The sequence below is a fragment of the Streptomyces sp. NPDC058579 genome, from assembly GCF_042718575.1.
Taxonomy (GTDB): Bacteria; Actinomycetota; Actinomycetes; order Streptomycetales; family Streptomycetaceae; genus Streptomyces.
The window spans coordinates 149,960-169,130 of record NZ_JBHXPI010000002.1; the positions used below are offsets into that span (position 1 = coordinate 149,960).

Genomic DNA, 19,171 nt, shown 5'->3' on the forward strand with positions numbered 1-19,171 from the left:
TCCAGCCCTTCGGTCACGGAGCCGGTCCGGACCCAGGGCATGAGGAACGGCGACGTGATCGCGCTCATGCCGCCCGAACCGTGGACGCCGTCCGACGGACTGCCGACGGTTCACCGCATCGCCGCCATCACGGTCGGTGTGATCATGCTGTGGTGCGCCGCCGGGAGGGCGCTCACGCTGAGGCGACGCGGGAGTGCGGAGACGGTCGTTCGTCCGGCGCCGACAGGCTCGGAGTCCGCGTCCTCCTGACCGCAGCGCCGTCGCAACGCCGCGCAGCCGCCGATCGCAGTCGTGCGATCGGCGGCTGCGCGTATGACGAGGACGCTCAGCGCACCCGGCCGTACAGGTTCGGGTTGTAGTTGCCGAACGAGGAGATCCGGACGTTCTTTCCGGGCCGCGGGGCCTCCAGGTACTGGCCGCCGCCGAGGTAGACGGCGACGTGGTGGATGCCGGAGGCCCGGCCGTTGCTCGACCAGAACACCAGGTCGCCGCGGCGCAGTTCGGACCGCGAGATCGGTGTGGTGGCCCGGTACTGGCTGTCCGCGACCCGCGGGAGGCTGATCCCGGCGCTCTGGTACGCCGCCTTCACCAGGCCCGAACAGTCCCAGCCGTGCGGCCCGTTGCCGCCCCAGACGTACGGGTCGCCCAGGTGGTTCATCGCGTAGGCGATGGCCGCCTCGGTGCCGTACCGGACGGGCGTCCCGGTGCCTCTGGAGCTGCCCGAACCGCCGGACCCGCCGCCGGCCGGCCGGGCGGAGCCGCCGCCTCCCGCGTGACGCTCGTACTTGTCCCGGTGGCTGGTCCACCACCAGGCGCCGTTCCGCTCGTACCAGTACACGCGGTCGACGGGATCCCAGCCCTGGCGGCCGCGGAACACCGGCTCCGAGGTGCGCGTACCGCCGGAACCGCCGGCCTGTTGCCTCCCGTTGTTGCTGCTGCGGCCGCCCGCCTGCCCGGACTTGGCGCGGTACTTGTCGTAGTGCGAGGTCCAACGCCACCAGCCGGTCTCGTCCTTGTACCAGTACTTCGAGCCGTCCCAGCCGGCCCGGCTGGGCGCGGGCTCGGCGGCGGCGGTACCGGCTGCCGCGCCGACCAGCACGGCCGCGCCGACCGCCGCGACCACGGCGCCGCGGACGGAGCAGCGCTGCCGTTCCGTCCGGGCCGCGGTCCTGGACGCGGTACGGGCGCAGACGACGCAGTCACAACGGTCGGGTACGGCCTCGGTGAACTCGGGGGTACGCAAAGGCAAGGCTGCTTCCTTTCGGGGGTGGGGAGGGGAAGGCCGCGGAACGGAGAGGCCGTTCAGCGGCGGGCGTCCGCGGCGCTGCCGCGTGCCGTGTAGAAGGCGACCGTCAAGTCCTTGACGAGTGCCTTGCGTTCGTAGTCGTCGAGACCGACGAGCCCCCGGTCGGCCATGCGGTGCACGGCGTCGTCGACGGTGTCGATGACGGAGGTGAGGACGGAGTCCCGGTGGCGGGCGTCGATCGCCGCGACACGGCGGCGTTGCATCGCCTCGGCCACCTCGGGGGCGTACGCGATCTGCAGCGGGCGGGCGGAGAACACCTCGACGCCCACGGCCCGGCATTCGGCGGCGAGCACCCGCGTGAGCTCGTCGCCGACCGCCTGCATGTCGCGCAGGGTCGCGATCGTGCTGTCCGTGGCGGTGCCGGCGGCCTCGTGGACGGAGTCGCCGAAGGAGTCGGCCGGCATCCGGGAGACGACCCGGGCGGCGCTCGACTCGACCTGCTCCCGGAGGTAGGCGAGGTGGTCGTCGACGGCGAGCAGCGCCCGCGCGGTGTCCTTCACCCTCCAGACGATCAGGACGACGGTGTGCAGCGCGGTGCCCTCGGCGTCCACCACGGCCAGCGGTTCGCTGCGCCAGTGCCGTAGTCGTACGTCGATCCGCGCGTGCCGGCGGAAGGGGGAGGACCACAGGAGGCCGGTACGGCGGATCGTGCCGCGGTAGCGGCCGAACAGGGTCACCACGTGGGCGTGTCCGGCCCGGCCGCGCCGCAGCCCGGCGGCGGCGAGCAGGGTGACCAGCAGGCACCCGGCCACGGCCGCGGTCGGCCAGGACGCCGGCTCGATCCGGGTGGGCAGACCCCGGTTCCGGATCAGCCAGGTGGCCGCCGTACCGGCCGTGACCAGGGACGTTACGGCCCACCAGCCGGAACAGGCGTGCGCCCGGCGCTCGGCGAGTCCGGGGTCCAGGACCGGTGGCAGCGACCGGTGGGCGGCGGGGCGGGAGGGGGCATCCGACTCCGGCCGTGGTGGCCGTTCCGGCCGTTCGAGCCGTGGTGGCCGTTCCGGCCGGGGCCCTCTGCCCACGGCGGGTTGTTCCAGGGTGTCGGGCTCCGGTGCCTCGTCGCGGAACAGCGGTCCCAGTGCGACGGGGTGCCGGTGCGAACGCACGACCAGCGTGGGCATGGACGGAGGCGTGGGCGCGGATGCGGCGGTGGGCGCAGCCTCCGCGGCCGCCTCCGCAATCGATGGGGGGACCTGGGGAGTTCGGTCCTCCGCGGCCCCCGGTCGGGGCATGCCCGGCTCTCCCGAGGTACGCCCCCCGGTTCCGCTCGGCGCGTGAGTCAAGGCCACCTCAGAGGTTCGATAACGATCATGAATGGATCGATCCTCTGCGCTCCGCGCGGCCCGTTCATCCCCGCAAAGGTCCCGAAGGACGGGACCTTGGTCCCTTTTCCTGTCGTGTCGTCATGAGACCTGGCCGCCTCCTGAAGTGGCCCTCAGGCTTTCCGTGTTCGGGGCGCGCCTGCAGGCATGCTGACGGCGGGAGGAGTGCAGCGACTCAACAGATAGAGACAGTTCTGCCCTTGGAGGAGCGGCGGGCGGGTCAGGATCCGCTTCTGCTCCACCAACGGACAGCGCATGCTGTCGCTCGACGCGACGGACGTCGACGTCTGGTGCCGGCGGATGACCGGCCTCGTGCCCGCCGGCAGCGAAGAGGACCACTTCGATCTGGACGAGCAGGTGCGGCGCTTCTTCGCCTGACGCCGTCCTCCGACGGCCTCCGCCGCCGCACACCGGCCAAGAGACCGCCGTCGAGGAGGTCAGCTTCGTCCTCTTCGACGAGACGGCCTACCGGGTTTTCGCGAGTCCGTATCCAGGAGGGCGGCCGCGGCCGAATACCGTATGCGGAACATCGTTTGTCGTCCTCGTCCGGAGCTGAGGGAAAGAGGCGGTCGCCCATGAAGTGCCTGGTCACCGGCCCGGGTGGGTACATCGGCGGGCGGCTCGTGCCCGAGTTGCTCGACGCCGGGTATGCCGTCCGCTGTCTGGCCCGCACCCCCGCCCATCTCCGCGACCACCCGTGGGCGGGCCGCGTCGAGGTGGTCCGGGGTGACGTCAGGGACGCGGACAGCCTGCGGCCCGCCCTGCGCGAGGTGGACGTCGCGTACTACCTCGTGCACTCGATGACCTCGGGGCGGGACTTCGAGGAGACGGACCGGCTCGCCGCCCGTACCTTCGCCGCGGAGGCCCGGGCGGCCGGGGTCCGCCGCATCGTGTACCTCGGCGGCCTCACCCCCGCCGGGATCCCGGACGACGAACTCTCCACGCACCTGCGCTCCCGGGCCGAGGTCGGCCGGATCCTGCTCGCCTCCGGGGTGCCGACGACCGTCCTGCGGGCGGCCGTCGTGGTGGGTTCCGGCTCCGCCTCCTTCGAGATGCTCCGCTACCTCACCGAACGCCTCCCCGTCATGGTGACGCCCAGCTGGGTCAGCACCCGGGTCCAGCCCATCGCCGTCCGCGACGTCCTGCGCTACCTCGTCGGCAGCGCCCGCATGCCCGCCGACGTCAACCGGAGCTTCGACATCGGCGGCCCCGACGTCCTCACGTACCGGCAGATGATGGAGCGGTACGCCCAGGTCGCCCGGCTGCCCCGGCGCCTGATCCTGCCGGTGCCCATGCTCACTCCGGGACTGTCCAGTCATTGGATCGGCCTGGTCACGCCCGTACCTGCCGCGCTGGCCCGGCCCCTCGCCGAATCCCTGCGGTACGAGGTCGTGTGCGCCGAACACGACATCGCCCGCCATGTGCCCGACCCGCCGGGCGCGCCCCTGCCCTTCGACCGGGCCCTCGCCCTCGCCCTCCAGCGCGTGCGCGACGCCCAGGTCGTCACCCGCTGGTCCTCGGCCGCGCTGCCCGGCGCCCCCAGCGACCCGCTGCCCACCGACCCCGACTGGGCGGGCGGCAGCCTGTACACCGACGAACGGGAACGGGACGTCGAGGCCGAGCCCGAGGCGCTGTGGCGGGTCATCGAGGGGATCGGCGGCCAGAACGGCTGGTACTCCTTCCCGCTCGCCTGGGCCGTACGCGGCTGGCTCGACCGCGTCGTCGGCGGGGCCGGGCTGCGCCGAGGGCGCCGCGACGCCGCCCGGCTGCGCGTCGGCGACGCCCTGGACTTCTGGCGCGTGGAGGAGATCGAGCGGGGGAGCATGCTCAGGCTCCGGGCGGAGATGCGGCTGCCGGGCAAGGCCTGGCTGGAGATGTACGCGGAGCGGGACGGCGACGGCCGGTCCCGGTACCGGCAGCGCGCCCTCTTCCACCCGCGGGGTCTCGCCGGGCAGCTCTACTGGTGGAGCGTCGCCCCCTTCCACGCGGTCGTCTTCGGCGGCATGGCCCGCAGGATCGCCCGTACGGCCGAGGAAGGCACCGGGAAGGCCGGGGAGGAAGCCGTCGAGCGGCGGCGATAGACGAGGCGCGGGCGCGGAGGCGTTCGTACGGCAGGTGTGCTGGCGGGACTTCCACCACCAGGTCCTGAACGCCCGCCCGGACACCGCCACGGAGGACTACCGGCCGAGGCACGACCGCTGGCGTCGCGGGAAGCGGGCCGAGGCGGACCTCCGCGCCTGGCGGGAGGGCCGGACCGGCTACCCCGTGGTCGACGCGGCCATGCGGCAACTCGCGTTTCCACGAACCGTGGAAACTCGGCCCGAAGGAGAAGGCGTCACGCGACTATCCGGAGCCGGTCGTTGGCCTCGCGGACGGCCTGGCGCGGTTCCGCCGCGCCCGCGAGCGTGACTGAGGACGGCTGAGCGCTCGGTGCGCCGTCCGGGGGACGCCGGGAACTCGCGGGTGCGCGTCGGAGTTCTCAGGGGGACCGCGCGGTACTCGCGCGGAGGAGCGAACGCGTACGCGAGGTGGCACGGATGGCGATGTGGGACCGGATCAAGGACCAGGCCAAGGGGCTGCAGCAGCAGGCGCAGGGAGCACGCGGTTCCGGCGCCGGCTCCGGGGGTGCGCCGCGGCCCGGTCCGCGCGCGGGCGGGGGGTCGAAGGCGCAGCTCGTGGGCGTGCTCAAGACCCAGCTGGCCTCCCTCAAGACGGAGCTCAAGAGCGGCGCCTACCGCGACGCCAGCATGGCCATGTGCGCGCTGGTCGCGGCCGCCGACGGGTCCGTCGACCCGGCCGAGCGCCAGCACGTGGAGTCGCTCATCCTCCAGAACGACGTCCTGAAGAACTTCCCGCCGGACCAGCTGCGGCAGCGGTTCAACAAGCACGTCGACCAGCTCACGTACAACTTCCAGCAGGGCAAGGTCGAGGCGATGCAGGAGATCGCCAAGGCGGCGAAGAAGCCCGTGGAGGCCAAGGCGGTCGTGCAGACCGGTTTCGTCGTCGCCGGCGCGGACGGGTACGTCGCCCCGGCCGAGGAGCAGGTCCTGCGCGAGGCGTGCGCGGCGCTCGGCGTGTCCCCGCAGGAGTTCGGCCTCTGACGGCCCCGCGCGTGCCCGGTCCAAGGCCTCAGGCCGGGCGGGGGTAGATCTTGGACTGCTTCACGCTGCCGTAGGCGAAGCTGGACTCGATCGAGGCGATGCCCGGGATGGCGTGGATCTGGTGGCGTACCAGGGATTCGTACGCCTCCAGGTTCTCGATCACGACTCTGAGCAGATAGTCGCTGCTGCCCGCCATCAGATAGCAGTCCTGGATGTGCTCGATCCGGCCGACGTGGTCCTCGAAGACGTCGACGATCTCGCGCGTGTGCCGCTCAAGCCGGATCCGTACGAAGACGGTGATCGGCAGCCCGAAGGTGACCTGGTCCACCACGGCCGTGTAGCCGCGGATCAGGCCCGCCTCCTCCAGGCGCCGCACCCGGCGCAGGCACGGTGACGGGGAGAGTCGGATCCGGTCGGCGAGGTCCTGGTTGGACAGGCGGCCGTCCGCCTGCAACTCGCGGATGATCTGGAAGTCCACGGCGTCCACGTCCACTCCTTCGCGCGTTCCCGGCCGACTTTCGTAGACCCTCGGCCGATCCTTGGCAGATTCTGCCCTCACGCTAGGTCTGGAGGGCAGAACTGGCAATCGGCTGCCCCGCCGCAAGCCCTACCGTTGCTCGAAGCAGTGGATTCGATGCAGTGGATGCGAGCGGGAGGCTCCTCGTGGGGGGTATACGGACGGCGGGAGCACCGCCGCTGGGGCAGGCGCGTCGGACCTTCAGGACCGGCCGCGCCACCCGGACCGGCATCACGCTCTCGCCGCAGGCCGTGGGCCTCGTCGCCCTGCTCCTCACCGTCGCCATCTGGGCCGCCTTCGCGCTGAGCGCCCGCGCCCTCGGCGCCTCCACCCTCCTGCCCGCCGACGCGGCCCTGCTGCGCTTCGGAGTGCCGCTCGTGGTCCTGGCCCCGGCCCTCTGGCGGCGCCGACGGCAGCTCGTCGCGGTACGCCCCGCGACCGCCGCCAAGATCGTCTGCGGGGCGGGCGTCCCCTTCTTCCTCGCCGCCATGTACGGCGGTTCGCTGACCTCGGCCGCCTTCGTCGGCGCGATCGTCCCCGGCATGGTCCCGCTCTTCGTCTCCGCGCTCATGGTCGCGGGCGGCAAGAGCGTCCCGCGCGGTACGCAGGCGGCGGGACTCGCCCTGATCGTGGCCGGAGTCGGCGCCCTGGTCTGGCGGTACACGGCAGCCCTGGACGCGGACGTCCTGCTCGGTGCAGGAACGTTGCTGCTCGCCAGTGGCCTCTGGGCCCTCTACACCGTGGGCCTGCGCGAGGTCGATCTCGACCCGGTCGGCTCCATCGGCCTGCTCTGCCTGCCGTCCTTCGCCGTCGTCGCTCTGCTCGCCCTGACCGGCGTCCTGCCCACCGGGATCGCCCACGCCGCCGCCGGTGACATCGCCCTGTTCCTCGTCGTCCAGGGCCTGGGCGTCGGGCTGTGCGCCGGACTGCTGTACGCGTTCGCCATCCGCCGCCTCGGCCCCGAGCGCAGCTCGGTCGTCGGCTCACTCAGCCCGGTCGCCGTCGTCCTGCTCGCCGTACCCCTCCTCGACGAGTCGCCGACCCTGTCCGTCCTCGTCGGCGTCCCCCTCATCACCCTCGGCGTCGCGCTCGCCAACCGGCGCCCCCGAACCAAGGTCGCCGCCCATGCTTGAGCTGCTCTCCGCCCCGCCCGTGGACCCGCTGTGGGACCTGTCGGCCGAGTTCGCCGCCGACCCGCGCCCCGAGCGCCTCGACCTCGTCCTCGGCGTCTACCGCGACCACACCGGGACCACCCCGGTCATGGCCGCCGTCAAGGAGGCCGAGATACGCCTGGCCGACCGGGCCGCCTCCAAGGAGTACCGGGGCCTCTCCGGCAACACCGCCTTCAACCGGGCCATGCTCTCCATGGTCCTCGGCACCGAGGCCAGGACCGCCCGCGCGACGGCCGTGCAGACGGTGGCCGGCACCGGGGCCCTGCGCCTGATCGCCGATCTCGTACGCCAGACCCGCCCCGGCACCACGGTGTGGATCAGCGACCCCGCGTACGTAAACCACCGCCCCATCCTCGAAGGCGCCGGGCTCACGGTCCGGACGTACGGACACGGTGAAGGGCTCCTGGAGGACCTGCGCGCCGCGCGCCGGGGCGACGTGGTCCTGCTCCAGGGCTGCTGCCACAACCCCACCGGAACCGACCCCGACGCGGAGACCTGGGAGGCGCTGGCCGGGCTCGCCGAGGCGAACGGCTGGGTCCCCTTCGTCGACCTCGCGTACCACGGGCTCGGCGACGGCCTCGACGCCGACCTGTGGGCCACCCGGATGCTCGCCGACCGGCTGCCCGAGGTGCTCATCGCCGTCAGCTGCTCCAAGAACTTCGGCCTCTACAGCGACCGCACCGGCTGCGCCATCGTCCTCGGCCCCTCACGGCAGACGCTGCGACACGTCGAGACGGCCCTGCAGAACGCCGCCCGCGTCCTGTACTCGATGCCGCCCGACCACGGCGCCGCAGTCGTCGCCACCATCCTGGAGGACGCCGGGCTCCGGGCCACCTGGCGGGCCGAACTCGACGCCATGCGTGGCCGGATCACCGCCAACCGGGCCGACCTCGTCGCGCACCTGGAGGCCCTCGGCTGCCCGGACGTCGCCGCCTCGCTCCGGCGCCAGAAGGGCATGTTCTCCATGCTGCCTCTGACGCCGGAGCAGATGCGCCGGATGCGCGGACAGTCCGGCGTCTACGGGACGAACGCGGGACGCATCAACATCGCGGGCGTCTGCGCGCACCGGATCCCGTTCCTCGCGCAGTCCATCACCGCCTCCCTCGACTCTCCCGCTAAGCCTCCGGTCGGCACAGCAGCGCGGCCGGCGACGGCCGGGCACCGAACCGCGTGGTGAACGCGATCCCGGCCGCGTACTCGCCGGGCGCGCACTGCCCCTTGTAGTGGCCCTGCGCGTACTCCCCGCCGGGCGCGCCGGCCGGGCGGTTGTCGCCGCGGTCGAACCACAGCGTCCGGCCCGCGGCCGCCGGGAGCGCCGTGCCCGCGGGGGTGCACAGCGCGGCGGAGACACGGGTGCCCCGCAGGCTGTACCCGATGAGGAACTGCCCTGCAGGGCACTGGTACTTGGTGTAGCCCGAGGCCCAGTCGCCGCCCGCCGGGACCTGCGACTCGTCGCGGACGACGGTGTGCCCGCCGGAGGCCGCCCGCAGCCCCGAGCTCACGCAGAGGCCCCTGCCTCCGGTGTGGCTGAGCCCGGCGATCCGCGACCCGTCGGGGCAGACGGCCTTACGGGCGCCGCTGTCCCAGTCGCCACCGGCCCGCACCCGCAGCGAGGCGTTGTGGTCACGGTGGTCGGTCGTCAGCTGGTACCAGGCAGTGTCGACCGGAACGGCCCCGGTGCGACCGGGCGCGGACGTCAAGCCGCTCCAGGCAGCAGTGCGCCAATCGCCCGCGTCCAGGACACCGGTCCGCCGGCCCTCGGAGTCGTACCGCAGCAGCGCCCAACTGTCGCCGCCACCACTGCTGTTGTTCCAGCCGACCAGCGGCCAGTACGCGTAGTCCACATCGGCGTCCCGAAACAGCTCGGTCAGGTTGCCGAACCAGGCGCGCGGCTTGTCGACGCGCTCGTCGGCGCCGATGCCGAACTCGCTGACCCAGACCGGGGCGGTGAAGTGCGTGCCGGTCTCTGTGGAGACGTAGAGCGCCTGGTCGTGGACGACCTGGCGGAGCTGCTCGCGGGTGAGGTCCTGGTAGCGGGGGTCGGTGGTCTCGCCCATGCCCGTGGCGCCGCTGTGGTTCGGACCGGTGTATCCGTAGAAGTGGGCTGAGTAGACAAGCTTGTTGGACACGACGAGGGTGTGCGAGAGGGTACGGACCGGGCTGAGGGTGGGGCGGCCGTGCGGGAGGCCGTCCACCGGAATGCCCTGCCAGTTGATGCCCTCGACCACGATGAGCAGGTCCGGGTTGGCCTCGGCCAGAATGCGGTCGCCCGCCTCCTGCGCGGCGGCGTGCCAGTCGTGGTTGTCGCCGAGGCCCCAGTTGGGGTCGTCCCAGATGTCGCGGCGGACCTCGTTGTACAGGTCGGCGCCGACCACGCGCGGGTTGGCGCGGTAGCGCTTCGCCATGAAGACCCAGTCGTCGGCCCACTGGGCGGTGGACTGCCCGCTGCTGTTCCAGCGCTCGTTGCCGTCCACGGCGCAGCACCAACGGGTCGTCACCGTGTGGTTGTTGAGGACGACGGCGAACCCGCCGTCGGTGAGGGCGGCGACGACGGAGTCGAAGACCTGGAGCGGGGTTTTGCCGCGCAGCCCCGGGTTGGCTGCGACGGCCGAGTCCGGCACGGGGGTCGTGGCGCGCAGCATCTCGTTGGAGAACGGCAGCCGGATGCTGTTCAGGCCGAGGGCGCGGAAGTCGGCGAGGAGCGTGGGCAGCGGGGTGCGGTCCAGGCCGATCGGAATGCCGTTCGCGTTCTGCCCGGCGTGGTGGTTGGCGGGGTCGGCGATGTCGCCCGAACCGTTCCACGAGCCCTGGGCGCCGTCCCAGTTGGCGGAGCGGAGCCGGAAGCGGTCGCCGTCGGCGTCGACGATGTACCGGCCGCGTGTGGACAGCGGCGGCGTCCAGTCGATCGCGGTCGCGGCGGGCGCTGCGGAGGGCGCCGCCGAGGGGGTCACGGAGGATGGGCCGGGCTGCGCCGCGGCGGCGCCCGGCACGACGGCCGGGGCCAGCAGGGCGCCCACGAGCAGGGCGCCTCGGGCTGTGCGTAACAAGCTCTGCATCTCGTACCTGCCAGGACGGTGGGGGAGTGGGCGGCGCCAAGTTACCGGCGGGTCGGTGACTGCGGAACCCCCAGGGCGTCGAGGCGGGCGCGGTGGTGGGTGAGGCGGTGGTGGAAGTCGTGCCAGGGGGCCGGTCCCGACCAGGCCGACTCGGCGAGGGCGGCGAGCCGGGGGAAGGCGCGGTACTCGATGAGGTGAGGGGTCGGCAGGTACTCGGTCCACAACTGCGCCTGGGTGCCGAGCACTCGGTCGTGGACGTCCGGGTCGTACGCCTGGACCGCGCGCAGCGGGATCGAGTGCCCGGGCTGAGCGGGCGGTTCACCGGGCCTGTCGGTGTTCTCGGGGTATTCGGCGTAGTCGAGGTACGTGGTGAGGTGCGGGGCCATCACCACGTCCTGGCCCCGGCGGGCGGCGGCCAGGCCGTGGGCCTCGTCCCGCCAGGCCATCACCGTGAACGAGGACGGCAGCGCGGGGCCCGCGCCCTCCGCCCAGGCGAGCGGCCGGCGCCCGGCGCGCAGCACCACCTCACCCGCGCGGGCCATGAACCAGCCGTGGAGCGCCCCGGTCCCCGCGAGCCCCGCCTCGCGGACCCGGCGCGCTCCGCAAGCTCGATTCCGGCCTCGGCGGTGTGGTGCTGTACCACGGCAACGTCACCGGTCCCGAACAACTGGCCAGACTCGGCGGCCAGTTGAGCGCCGTGAACCCGGCCGCGCTGATCGGCATCGACGAAGAGGGCGGCGACGTCACCCGGTTGGAGATCGCCCGAGGCAGCTCCTGGCCGGGCAACCACGCCCTCGGACACGTCGACGACCCCGAACTGACCCGGGCGGTCGCCACCGAGATCGGCCGCAGTCTCGCCGTCGCGGGCGTCAACCTCAACCTGGGCCCGGTCGCCGACGTCAACAACAACCCGGCCAACCCGGTGATCGGCGTACGGTCCTTCGGCTCCGACCCCAAGACGGTCGCCGCGCACACCGCCGCGTACATCGAGGGGCTCCAGTCCGTCGGCGTCGCCGCGTGCGCCAAGCACTTCCCCGGCCACGGCAACACCACGACCGATTCCCATCACGAGCGCACGGTCGTCGACGACACCGGCGCCGAGTTCGAGGCCACCGCCTTCCCGCCGTTCCGCGCCGCCATCGCCTCGGGCGTACGGTCCGTCATGACCGCCCACATCACCGCCACCGCCTTCGACACCGAGCCGGCCACCCTCAGCGCGCCCATCGTCACCGGCCTGCTGCGCGAGCGGCTCGGCTACGAGGGCGTGGTGATCACCGACTCCATGGAGATGGCCGCCGTCCACGACACCGTCGGCCTCGTGGAGGGCTCCGTCCGGGCGCTCGTCGCGGGCGTCGACGCCCTCTGCCTCGGCGTGAAGCACGGCGAGGCCCGCACGGCCGCCCTGCGCGAGGCGATCGTCACCGCCGTCCGCGCGGGCCGGCTGCCCGAGGAGCGGCTCGCCGAGGCCGCCGACCGGGTCACCGCGCTGGGGGAGTGGACCCGTACCCGCCTCGACCGCTCCACCGCGCCCGACCACCGGATCGGCCTCGCCGCCGCCCGGCGCGCGGTCCGGTCGGCCGGCGTCGAGCCGCTGCCCGCCGCACCCGTCGTCGTCGAGCTGGGCGCCGAACCCAATCCGGCCGTCGGCCACACGTCCTGGGGCGTCGGAGAGCTGCTCGCCTCCGTGCTGCCCGGCACGGTCGTCGTCCGGCACGACACCGAGCCCGCGGACCTCCTCGCGGACGTACCGCGCGGGGCACCCCTGGTGATCACGGTCAGGGACGCCCACCAGCACCCCTGGATCACCGCCGCGGTCGCCCGGCTCACCGCCCTGCGGCCGGACGCCGTCCTGGTCGAGATGGGCCTCCCGCACGGCACCCCGCCCGCCGCCCGGTACGTACTGACCCACGGGGCGGCCCGGGTCTGCGCCCAGGCGGCGGCCGAGCTCCTCGTCGGCCGGGAGCTGCCGATGCTCTAGACGCCCCTGGCGCCCTCCTGGAGCCGTACCGCAGGGCTCCGTGACAAGGGCTCGGATAGGGTGATCGGGTAGGAAAGCACCCCCCGGGGTTAGGTCGAACCGTTGGACACTACTGAGTCGGCGAGCCAGAGGCCGGAGCGACCGCCGGCGGCCATCGGTTACGCCGGTGTCCTGCGGGAGGTCCTCCCGATCGCCCTCTGGCGGGAGGACGAGGACGGGCGCGTCGTCGAGTGGTCGCTGGCCGCCCAGGACCTGCTCGGATACCGCCCCGAGGACGTGATCGGACGCCCCGCCGCACCCATTCTGGTGCCCGACGCCAACCAGGAACTCGCCGACCAGCTGACCCGGCGCGTCCAGTCCGGCGAGACCGTCGTCGGCACCCTGCCCGTGCGGCACCGGGACGGTCACGAAGTGACCATGGAGATGTGGATCGTCCCCGAGGTCGACCCACAGGGGCGGCCGGGGGCCATGCTCATCGCGGTCGAGACCTCCGAGGTCCTGCGCATGCGGGACTCGCTCGCCGCGCTCCAGAGCCTCTTCACCCAGTCGCCGATCGGCCTCGCCACCCTCGGCACCGACCTGCGGTTCATCCGCGTCAACGACGCCCTGGCGCGGATGAACGGCCTGCCGCCCGCCGAGCACCTCGGAAAACGGCTCACCGAGGTCGTGCCCGGCGTCAACGCCGTCGCCCTGGAAGCCACCATGCGGCAGGTCCTGGAGAGCGGCCGGGCCGTCGTCGACGTACGCCGCACCGGCCGGACCCCGGCCGACCCCGACCGCGACCGCACCTGGTCCTGCTCCTACGCCCCGCTGGTCGACGGCTCGGGCCGCAGGCTCGGCCTGATCGCCTCCCTCATCGACATCACCGAGGGCCAGCGGGCGCTCGTCGAGGCCGAACGGGCCAACCGGCGCTTCGCCCTGCTCGCCGAGGCCGGCACGAGGATCGGCACCACCCTCGACCTGCGCCAGACCGCCGAGGAGGTCGTCCACCTCCTCGTACCGCAGCTCGCCGACTCCGCCGACGTCCAGCTGCTCGAATCCGTGCTCGAACCCGACGAGGCGGGCGCCTCCGCCCACGGCCTGCTGCGCCGCCTCGCCGCCGTCTTCCCCGACCCGACCGCCCCCACCGCGATGCTCGTCCCGGGACAGACCTTCCAGATCCCGCTGGGCACGGCGTACGAGCAGGTCATCACCGACGCCCGGCCGATGAACCTCTACCACTCCGACCTGCCCGCGCTCTTCCCCGACCCGCGCACCGAACCCCTGCGCGCCTACTTCGAGGCCAGCATCGGCTGCGCGCGCATCGTTCCGCTCGTCGCCCGCGGCAAGGTGCTCGGTACCGTCTCCGTGACCCGGCTCTACGACCGCGAACCCTTCGACGAGCAGGACTTCGTCCTCATCGACGAACTCGTCGCCCGCGCCGCCCTGAACATCGACAACGCCCGCCTGTACACCACCCAGCGCGAGGCCGCCCTCACCCTCCAGCGCAGCCTGACCAACAACGCCCTGCCCAAGGCCGAAGGCCTGGAGCTGACCGGCCGCTACCTGCCCGCCAGCGACCACGACGTCGGCGGCGACTGGTACGACGTCATCGCCCTGCCCGAGGGCAGGACCGCGCTCGTCATCGGCGACGTCATGGGCCACGGCATCCACGCGGCGGCCGTCATGGGCCAGCTCCGTACGGCCGTACGGACCCTCGCCCGGCACGGCGTGCCCCCCGCCGAGCTGCTCCGCTCCCTCGACGCCGTCGTCGCCGACCTGGGCGAGGACGAGATGGCGACCTGCGTGTACGCCGTCCACGACCCGGCCACCGGCAGCGTCGTCCTCGCCCGCGCCGGACACCCGCCACCGGCCGTGGCCACCGCCGACGGGGCGATCACCTTCCTGGAGGGGCCGCCCGGCACCCCGCTCGGCACCGGCGGCCAGGACTTCGCCACCGAGGAGGTCCTGCTGCCGCCCGGCAGCCTCCTGGTGCTGTACACGGACGGCCTCATCGAGGCGCGGGACCGCGACCTCGACGAGGGCATGGACCAGCTCGCCGAGGCGCTGGTCGACCTGGAACGGCCGCTCAGCCAGGTCTGCGAGGCCATCCTCGACCAGCTGCTGCCCTGCGCTCCGGGGGACGACGTGGCGGTGCTGCTGGCCCGTACGTCCCTCTGAGCTGACGTCCGCCCGCAGGGGCCGGGCCCCGGCTCACCAGGCCAGGTCCTCCAGGGCGTCCAGGTCCGGCACCGGCAGCGGTCGCAGCTCCGAGTCGGCCGTGGTCAGGGGCAGTTCGGCCCAGATGACCTTGCCCCGGTCGGTGTAGCGGGTGCCCCACCGCTCGGCGAACTGCGCCACGAGGAAGAGCCCGCGGCCGCCCTCGTCGGTGGTCGCCGCGTACCGCAGGTGCGGAGCCGTACTGCTGCCGTCGGAGATCTCGCAGATCAGCCGGCGGTCGCGCAGCAGCCGGACCCGGATGGGCTCGGCGCCGTACCGGATGGCGTTGGTGACCAGCTCACTGAGGATGAGCTCGGCCGTGAACGCGACCTCGTCCAGGCCCCAGGCGGCGAGCTGCGCCGCGCCCTCGCCCCGGACCCGGGAGACCTGGGCCGGGTCCGGCGGAACGTCCCACTCCGCGATCCGTTCGGCCTCCAGACGGCGGGTGTCGGCGACGAGCAGCGCGATGTCGTCGTCCGGCGCGGGCACGAGCACCTTGGTCAGGACGTCGGCGCAGGCCTGTTCGGGGCTGCGGCCCGTGGTGGCCAGCGCCTCGCGCAGCAGCGCGAGACCGGTGTCGAAGTCCCGGTCGCGGTCCTCCAGGAGGCCGTCGGTGAACAGCACCAGACGCGAACCCTCGGGCAGGTACAGCTCGGTGGTCTCGAACGGCATCCCACCCACCCCGAGCGGAAGCCCGGCGGGCAGGTCGAGGTACTCGACCATGCCGTCCTGATGGACGAGCGCGGGCCCGGGGTGCCCGGCCCGGGCCATGGTGCAGCGGCCGTCGGCGGGGTCGTAGATGACGTACAGGCAGGTGGCGCCGGTGATCCGCTCCTGCCCCTCGCCGCCCTGGGCGGCTCCCGCACCGCCGTCCGCCGGGGTTCCGCCCTCGGGGCCGCCCTCCGCCGGGCCCCGGTCGATCCGGTCGATCAGCTCGTCGAGGTGGCCCAGGAGCTCGTCCGGCGGCAGATCCAGGGTGGAGAAGTTCAGGACCGCCGTCCGCAGCCGGCCCATCGTGGCCGCCGCGTGCAGCCCGTGCCCGACCACGTCGCCGACGACGAGCGCCACCCGGGCCCCCGGCAGCGGGATCACGTCGAACCAGTCGCCCCCGACCCCCGCCTTCGCGGGCAGATACCGGAACGCCACGTTCACCGCCGACAGGTCGGGCAGGATCCGGGGGAGCAGGCTGCGCTGGAGGGTCACCGCCATCTCGTGCTCGCGGGTGAAGCGGCGGGCGTTGTCGATGGAGACCGCGGCGCGCGCCGTCAGCTCCTCGGCGAAGGTCAGGTCCTCCTCCCCGAACGCCTCCTCGGTCTCGGAGCGCCAGAAGTTCGCCATGCCCAGGACCACGCCCCGGGCGACCACGGGCACCGCGACGAGCGAGTGCAGCCCGTAGTCGAGGGCCCCCTGGGCGCCCTCGGGGTCCTGGGCCCGCCAGCCGTCCGCCTCGGCGAGCTCGGCCACCAGGACGGCGTGACCGCTGTCGAGCGCCTGCGCCATCGGAGTGGTCGGCACGACGCACCGGATCCGGTCGCCCACCGGCTGGAACGGATGCTCCTCGCGGATGCCCCGCAGCGCGGTCCGCCGCATCTCGCTGAGCGCGCGCGACGGCTCCTCGCCCCGCAGCACCGTTTCCGGCAGCTCCACCGTGACGAAGTCGGCGAAGCGCGGCACCGCCACCTCCGACAGCTCCTCGGCGGTCCGCACCACGTCCAGGGTGGTGCCGATCCGCACCCCCGCCTCGTACAGCAGCGACAGCCGCCCCCTGGCGACCTCGGCGCGGCCGGAGAGGCTGGCGAGCTCGGTCGAGTCCCGCAGCGTCATCACGGTGCCGGTGGGGCGGCCCCGGTACGGCTTCGTGGGGCGTACGTTGACGGCGAGCAGCCGGTCGCCCGCCAGGTGCACCTCGTCGTTGACGACCCGGTCCGAGGAGAGCAGCGCGGCGGTACGGGGATCGAGCCCCAGCTCGGTGACGTGCCGCTGCTCGGCTTCAGGGCCGAGGTCCAGGAGCCGCCGGGCCTCGTCGTTGGCGAGCAGCAGCCGCCGGTCCGCGTCGATGATGAGCACCCCCTCGCGCACGGCGTGCAGGACCGCCTCGTGGTGCTCGTTGATCCGGGTCATCTCGACCGGCCCGAGCCCGTGCGTCTGCCGGCGAAGCCGCCGGCTCACCAGCGCCGCGCCGCCCACCGCGAGCAGCAGCGCGCCCCCGGCGGTGCCGAGCAGCAGCGGCAGCTGGCCCTCGACGACGTTGCCGACGTTCTCGACCTCGATGCCGGTGCTGACGAGGCCCACGATGTCACCGTCGTCGGTGCGCACCGGGACGATGGCCCGGACCGCGTCCGACGGCTCACCGTGGAAGATCTCCGTGAACGACTCCCCTCCGCGGGCCCGCGCGATGTCACCGGTGGTGCGTTCCCCGATCAGCTCGGGCCTGGAGTCGGTGTAGCGGATCCCGTCCGGGGTCATCACGGCGAGGAAGTCGAGCCCTGCGGCCGTCCTGGCGCTCTCGGCCCGCGGCTGGAGCTCGGCGCTCGGGTCGGGGGCCCGCAGGGCCTCGAGGAGCCCGGGGGCGTGCGCGAAGGCCTCCGCCGCGGCGAGGGAGCGGTTGCGCGCGTCGGTCTCCGTGTCGTACCTGGCCTGGAAGATCAGGGCGAGCGTGCCCACGGTGACCAGCACCAGGACGATGACCGCCTGGAGGGCGAACACCTGCCCCGCGACACTGCGCAGCCCCAGCCCCCTGGGCCGGTGGCCAAGCCGTCCGCTCATGGGGTGCTTCTCGGTGATTCGGCTGTCGTCAGGGTTTCTGCAGTCACCCGTCCACTTCCTCGGTTCCTCGGCCCGCCGGCGGCCTCGGGGATCCACTGCTTCCATGCTGCTCCCCTCGCGGGCGGATATCGAGGCGGACCGGGCCACCGGCGGGACCCGGGGACGTACGGAAGTCGCCCGGAGGCGTCCGGCGGGTCCCCGCTCACGGAAGGTCCATGTCGTTTTCTCGCCAGCGGACGCGTCCGCCGTCCTCGACCATGGAGCCATGTACACCGAAACCGAGCGCTGCGTACGGGCCGTCAGGTCGAAGGACGCCCGCTTCGACGGCGTGTTCTTCACGGCCGTCCTGACCACCCGGATCTACTGCCGTCCCAGCTGCCCGGTCGTCCCGCCCAAGGCCGAGAACATGGTGTTCCACCCGAGCGCCGCGTCCTGCCAGCGCGCCGGGTTCCGGGCCTGCAAGCGCTGCCGCCCCGACACGAGCCCCGGCTCCCCGGAGTGGAACGTCCGCGCCGACGCCGTCGCCCGGGCCATGCGGCTGATCCAGGACGGCGTCGTGGACCGCGAGGGCGTGCCCGGGCTCGCCACCCGGCTCGGCTACTCCACCCGCCAGATCGAACGCCAGCTCCTCGCCGAACTCGGCGCCGGACCGCTCGCCCTGGCCCGCGCCCAGCGCGCCCAGACCGCGCGGCTGCTCATCGAGACGACGCCGCTGCCGATGGCCGAGATCGCCTTCGCGGCCGGGTTCGCCTCGATCCGGACCTTCAACGACACCGTCCGCGAGGTCTTCGCGCTCACCCCCGGGGAGCTGCGCGCCCGAGCGGCCCGGTCACCTGTCACCGCCGACACACCCAGCACCCCGGGCGTGATCGCGCTCCGGCTGCCGTACCGCGCCCCGCTGAACCCCTCCAACCTCTTCGGCCATCTCGCCGCGACCGCCGTCCCCGGCGTGGAGGAGTGGCGGGACGGCGCGTACCGGCGGACCCTGACCCTGCCCCACGGCCACGGCATCGTCGCCCTCACCCCGCGGCCCGACCACATCGCCTGCCGGCTCTCCCTCACCGACCCCCGCGACCTGACCCTCGCCATCAGCCGCTGCCGCTGGATGCTGGACCTCGACGCGGACCCGGTCGCCGTCGACGAACAGTTGTGTACGGACCCGCTGCTCGCGCCGCTGGTCGAGCGGGCGCCCGGACGGCGCGTGCCGAGGACGGTCGACGCGGCCGAGTTCGCCGTACGGGCCGTCCTCGGCCAGCAGGTCTCCACTGCCGCCGCCCGCACCCACGCCGCCCGGCTCGTCGCCGCGCACGGCGTCCCCGTCGACGACCCCGAGGGGGGCCTCACCCACCTCTTCCCGACCCCTGAGGCGCTCGCCGGTCTCGACCCCGACTCCCTCGCGCTGCCCCGCAGCCGCCGCACGACCCTCCTCACCCTCGTCGGGGCCCTCGCCGACGGCTCCCTGAGCCTCGGCCCGGCCACCGACTGGGACGAGGCGCGCGCCCGGCTCCACGCCCTGCCCGGCTTCGGCCCCTGGACCACGGAGGTCATCGCCATGCGGGCGCTCGGCGACCCCGACGCCTTCCTCCCCGGCGACCTGGGCGTCCGCCGAGCCGCCGAGGGCCTGGGTCTGCCCTCCACCCCCGCCGCGCTCACCGCCCGGGCCGCCCGCTGGCGACCCTGGCGCGCGTACGCCGTCCAGTACCTCTGGGCCACCGACAGCCACCCGATCAACCACCTCCCCGCATAAGGACCCT

15 protein-coding genes and 1 pseudogene are annotated in these 19,171 nt (G+C 73.5%); 10 read left to right on the plus strand and 6 right to left on the minus strand.

All coding sequences use genetic code 11. The features are described 5' to 3' along the window. Nucleotides 1–39: 39 nt before the first annotated feature. Nucleotides 40–249 carry a hypothetical protein gene (locus ACFWRO_RS03560; RefSeq protein WP_384503911.1) on the plus strand — a complete coding sequence of 70 codons (210 nt, stop codon included), beginning with the start codon at nt 40–42 and terminating at the stop codon, nt 247–249. Nucleotides 250–325: 76 nt separating this feature from the next. On the opposite strand, the gene ACFWRO_RS03565 is transcribed toward ACFWRO_RS03560, so the two are convergent. Both ACFWRO_RS03565 and ACFWRO_RS03570 read right to left on the minus strand, forming a co-directional pair. Continuing rightward, on the minus strand, nt 326–1,249 hold the full coding sequence (locus tag ACFWRO_RS03565; RefSeq protein ID WP_384503913.1) for a C40 family peptidase: 924 nt from the start codon (nt 1,247–1,249) through the stop codon (nt 326–328). Nucleotides 1,250–1,302: 53 nt separating this feature from the next. Further along, on the minus strand, nt 1,303–2,427 hold the full coding sequence (locus ACFWRO_RS03570) for an SPFH domain-containing protein (protein WP_384503915.1): 1,125 nt from the start codon (nt 2,425–2,427) through the stop codon (nt 1,303–1,305). 456 nt (nt 2,428–2,883) lie between these two features. On the opposite strand from ACFWRO_RS03570, the gene ACFWRO_RS03575 reads away from it, so the two are divergent. The 4 genes and pseudogenes from ACFWRO_RS03575 (at nt 2,884) to ACFWRO_RS03590 (ending at nt 5,729) form a co-directional block, all read left to right on the plus strand. After that, a complete protein-coding gene (locus ACFWRO_RS03575; RefSeq protein WP_384503917.1) occupies nt 2,884–3,006 on the plus strand; it encodes a hypothetical protein in 123 nt (40 codons plus the stop codon). 197 nt (nt 3,007–3,203) lie between these two features. Next, nucleotides 3,204–4,709 (plus strand): SDR family oxidoreductase, encoded by a 1,506-nt coding sequence (locus ACFWRO_RS03580; RefSeq protein WP_384503918.1) that lies wholly within the window; start codon nt 3,204–3,206, stop codon nt 4,707–4,709. A 4-nt stretch (nt 4,710–4,713) separates the two neighbouring features. Further along, nucleotides 4,714–5,041 (plus strand): annotated as a pseudogene (locus tag ACFWRO_RS03585) (FAD-binding domain-containing protein); the annotation flags it as partial. A gap of 124 nt (nt 5,042–5,165) precedes the next feature. Then, nucleotides 5,166–5,729 carry a tellurite resistance TerB family protein gene (locus tag ACFWRO_RS03590; protein ID WP_384503919.1) on the plus strand — a complete coding sequence of 188 codons (564 nt, stop codon included), beginning with the start codon at nt 5,166–5,168 and terminating at the stop codon, nt 5,727–5,729. Between the two features lie 28 nt (nt 5,730–5,757). Here ACFWRO_RS03590 and ACFWRO_RS03595 read toward each other — a convergent pair whose 3' ends face one another. Continuing rightward, nucleotides 5,758–6,216 carry an Lrp/AsnC family transcriptional regulator gene (locus ACFWRO_RS03595; protein WP_384503921.1) on the minus strand — a complete coding sequence of 153 codons (459 nt, stop codon included), beginning with the start codon at nt 6,214–6,216 and terminating at the stop codon, nt 5,758–5,760. 176 nt (nt 6,217–6,392) lie between these two features. On the opposite strand from ACFWRO_RS03595, the gene ACFWRO_RS03600 reads away from it, so the two are divergent. Together ACFWRO_RS03600 and ACFWRO_RS03605 are read left to right on the plus strand one after the other, a co-directional pair. Next, nucleotides 6,393–7,379, plus strand: coding sequence for a DMT family transporter (locus tag ACFWRO_RS03600; RefSeq protein WP_384503923.1), 987 nt, complete (start codon nt 6,393–6,395; stop codon nt 7,377–7,379). After that, the gene (locus ACFWRO_RS03605) at nt 7,372–8,595 is read left to right on the plus strand and encodes an aromatic amino acid transaminase (protein WP_384503925.1); all 1,224 of its coding nucleotides are present in this window, start codon (nt 7,372–7,374) and stop codon (nt 8,593–8,595) included. Before ACFWRO_RS03600 ends, ACFWRO_RS03605 begins: the two co-directional genes overlap by 8 nt. Here the strand turns inward: ACFWRO_RS03605 and ACFWRO_RS03610 are convergent. Together ACFWRO_RS03610 and ACFWRO_RS03615 are read right to left on the minus strand one after the other, a co-directional pair. Then, nucleotides 8,534–10,474 (minus strand): cellulase family glycosylhydrolase, encoded by a 1,941-nt coding sequence (locus ACFWRO_RS03610; RefSeq protein ID WP_384503927.1) that lies wholly within the window; start codon nt 10,472–10,474, stop codon nt 8,534–8,536. The genes ACFWRO_RS03605 and ACFWRO_RS03610 overlap by 62 nt on opposite strands. 41 nt (nt 10,475–10,515) lie before the next feature. Further along, nucleotides 10,516–11,016, minus strand: a complete 501-nt coding sequence (locus ACFWRO_RS03615) for a family 20 glycosylhydrolase (protein WP_384503929.1) — start codon at nt 11,014–11,016, stop codon at nt 10,516–10,518. A gap of 86 nt (nt 11,017–11,102) precedes the next feature. Between ACFWRO_RS03615 and ACFWRO_RS03620 the strand changes: the two genes are divergently transcribed. Then, nucleotides 11,103–12,452: a glycoside hydrolase family 3 protein gene (locus ACFWRO_RS03620; protein WP_384503931.1), complete on the plus strand. Its 1,350-nt coding sequence runs from the start codon at nt 11,103–11,105 to the stop codon at nt 12,450–12,452. A 102-nt stretch (nt 12,453–12,554) separates the two neighbouring features. After that, nucleotides 12,555–14,612 carry a SpoIIE family protein phosphatase gene (locus tag ACFWRO_RS03625; protein WP_384503933.1) on the plus strand — a complete coding sequence of 686 codons (2,058 nt, stop codon included), beginning with the start codon at nt 12,555–12,557 and terminating at the stop codon, nt 14,610–14,612. A 33-nt stretch (nt 14,613–14,645) separates the two neighbouring features. On the opposite strand, the gene ACFWRO_RS03630 is transcribed toward ACFWRO_RS03625, so the two are convergent. Next, a complete protein-coding gene (locus ACFWRO_RS03630) occupies nt 14,646–17,417 on the minus strand; it encodes a SpoIIE family protein phosphatase (RefSeq protein WP_384503934.1) in 2,772 nt (923 codons plus the stop codon). Nucleotides 17,418–17,682: 265 nt separating this feature from the next. On the opposite strand from ACFWRO_RS03630, the gene ACFWRO_RS03635 reads away from it, so the two are divergent. Continuing rightward, a complete protein-coding gene (locus tag ACFWRO_RS03635) occupies nt 17,683–19,164 on the plus strand; it encodes an AlkA N-terminal domain-containing protein (protein ID WP_384503936.1) in 1,482 nt (493 codons plus the stop codon). Nucleotides 19,165–19,171 lie beyond the last annotated feature (7 nt).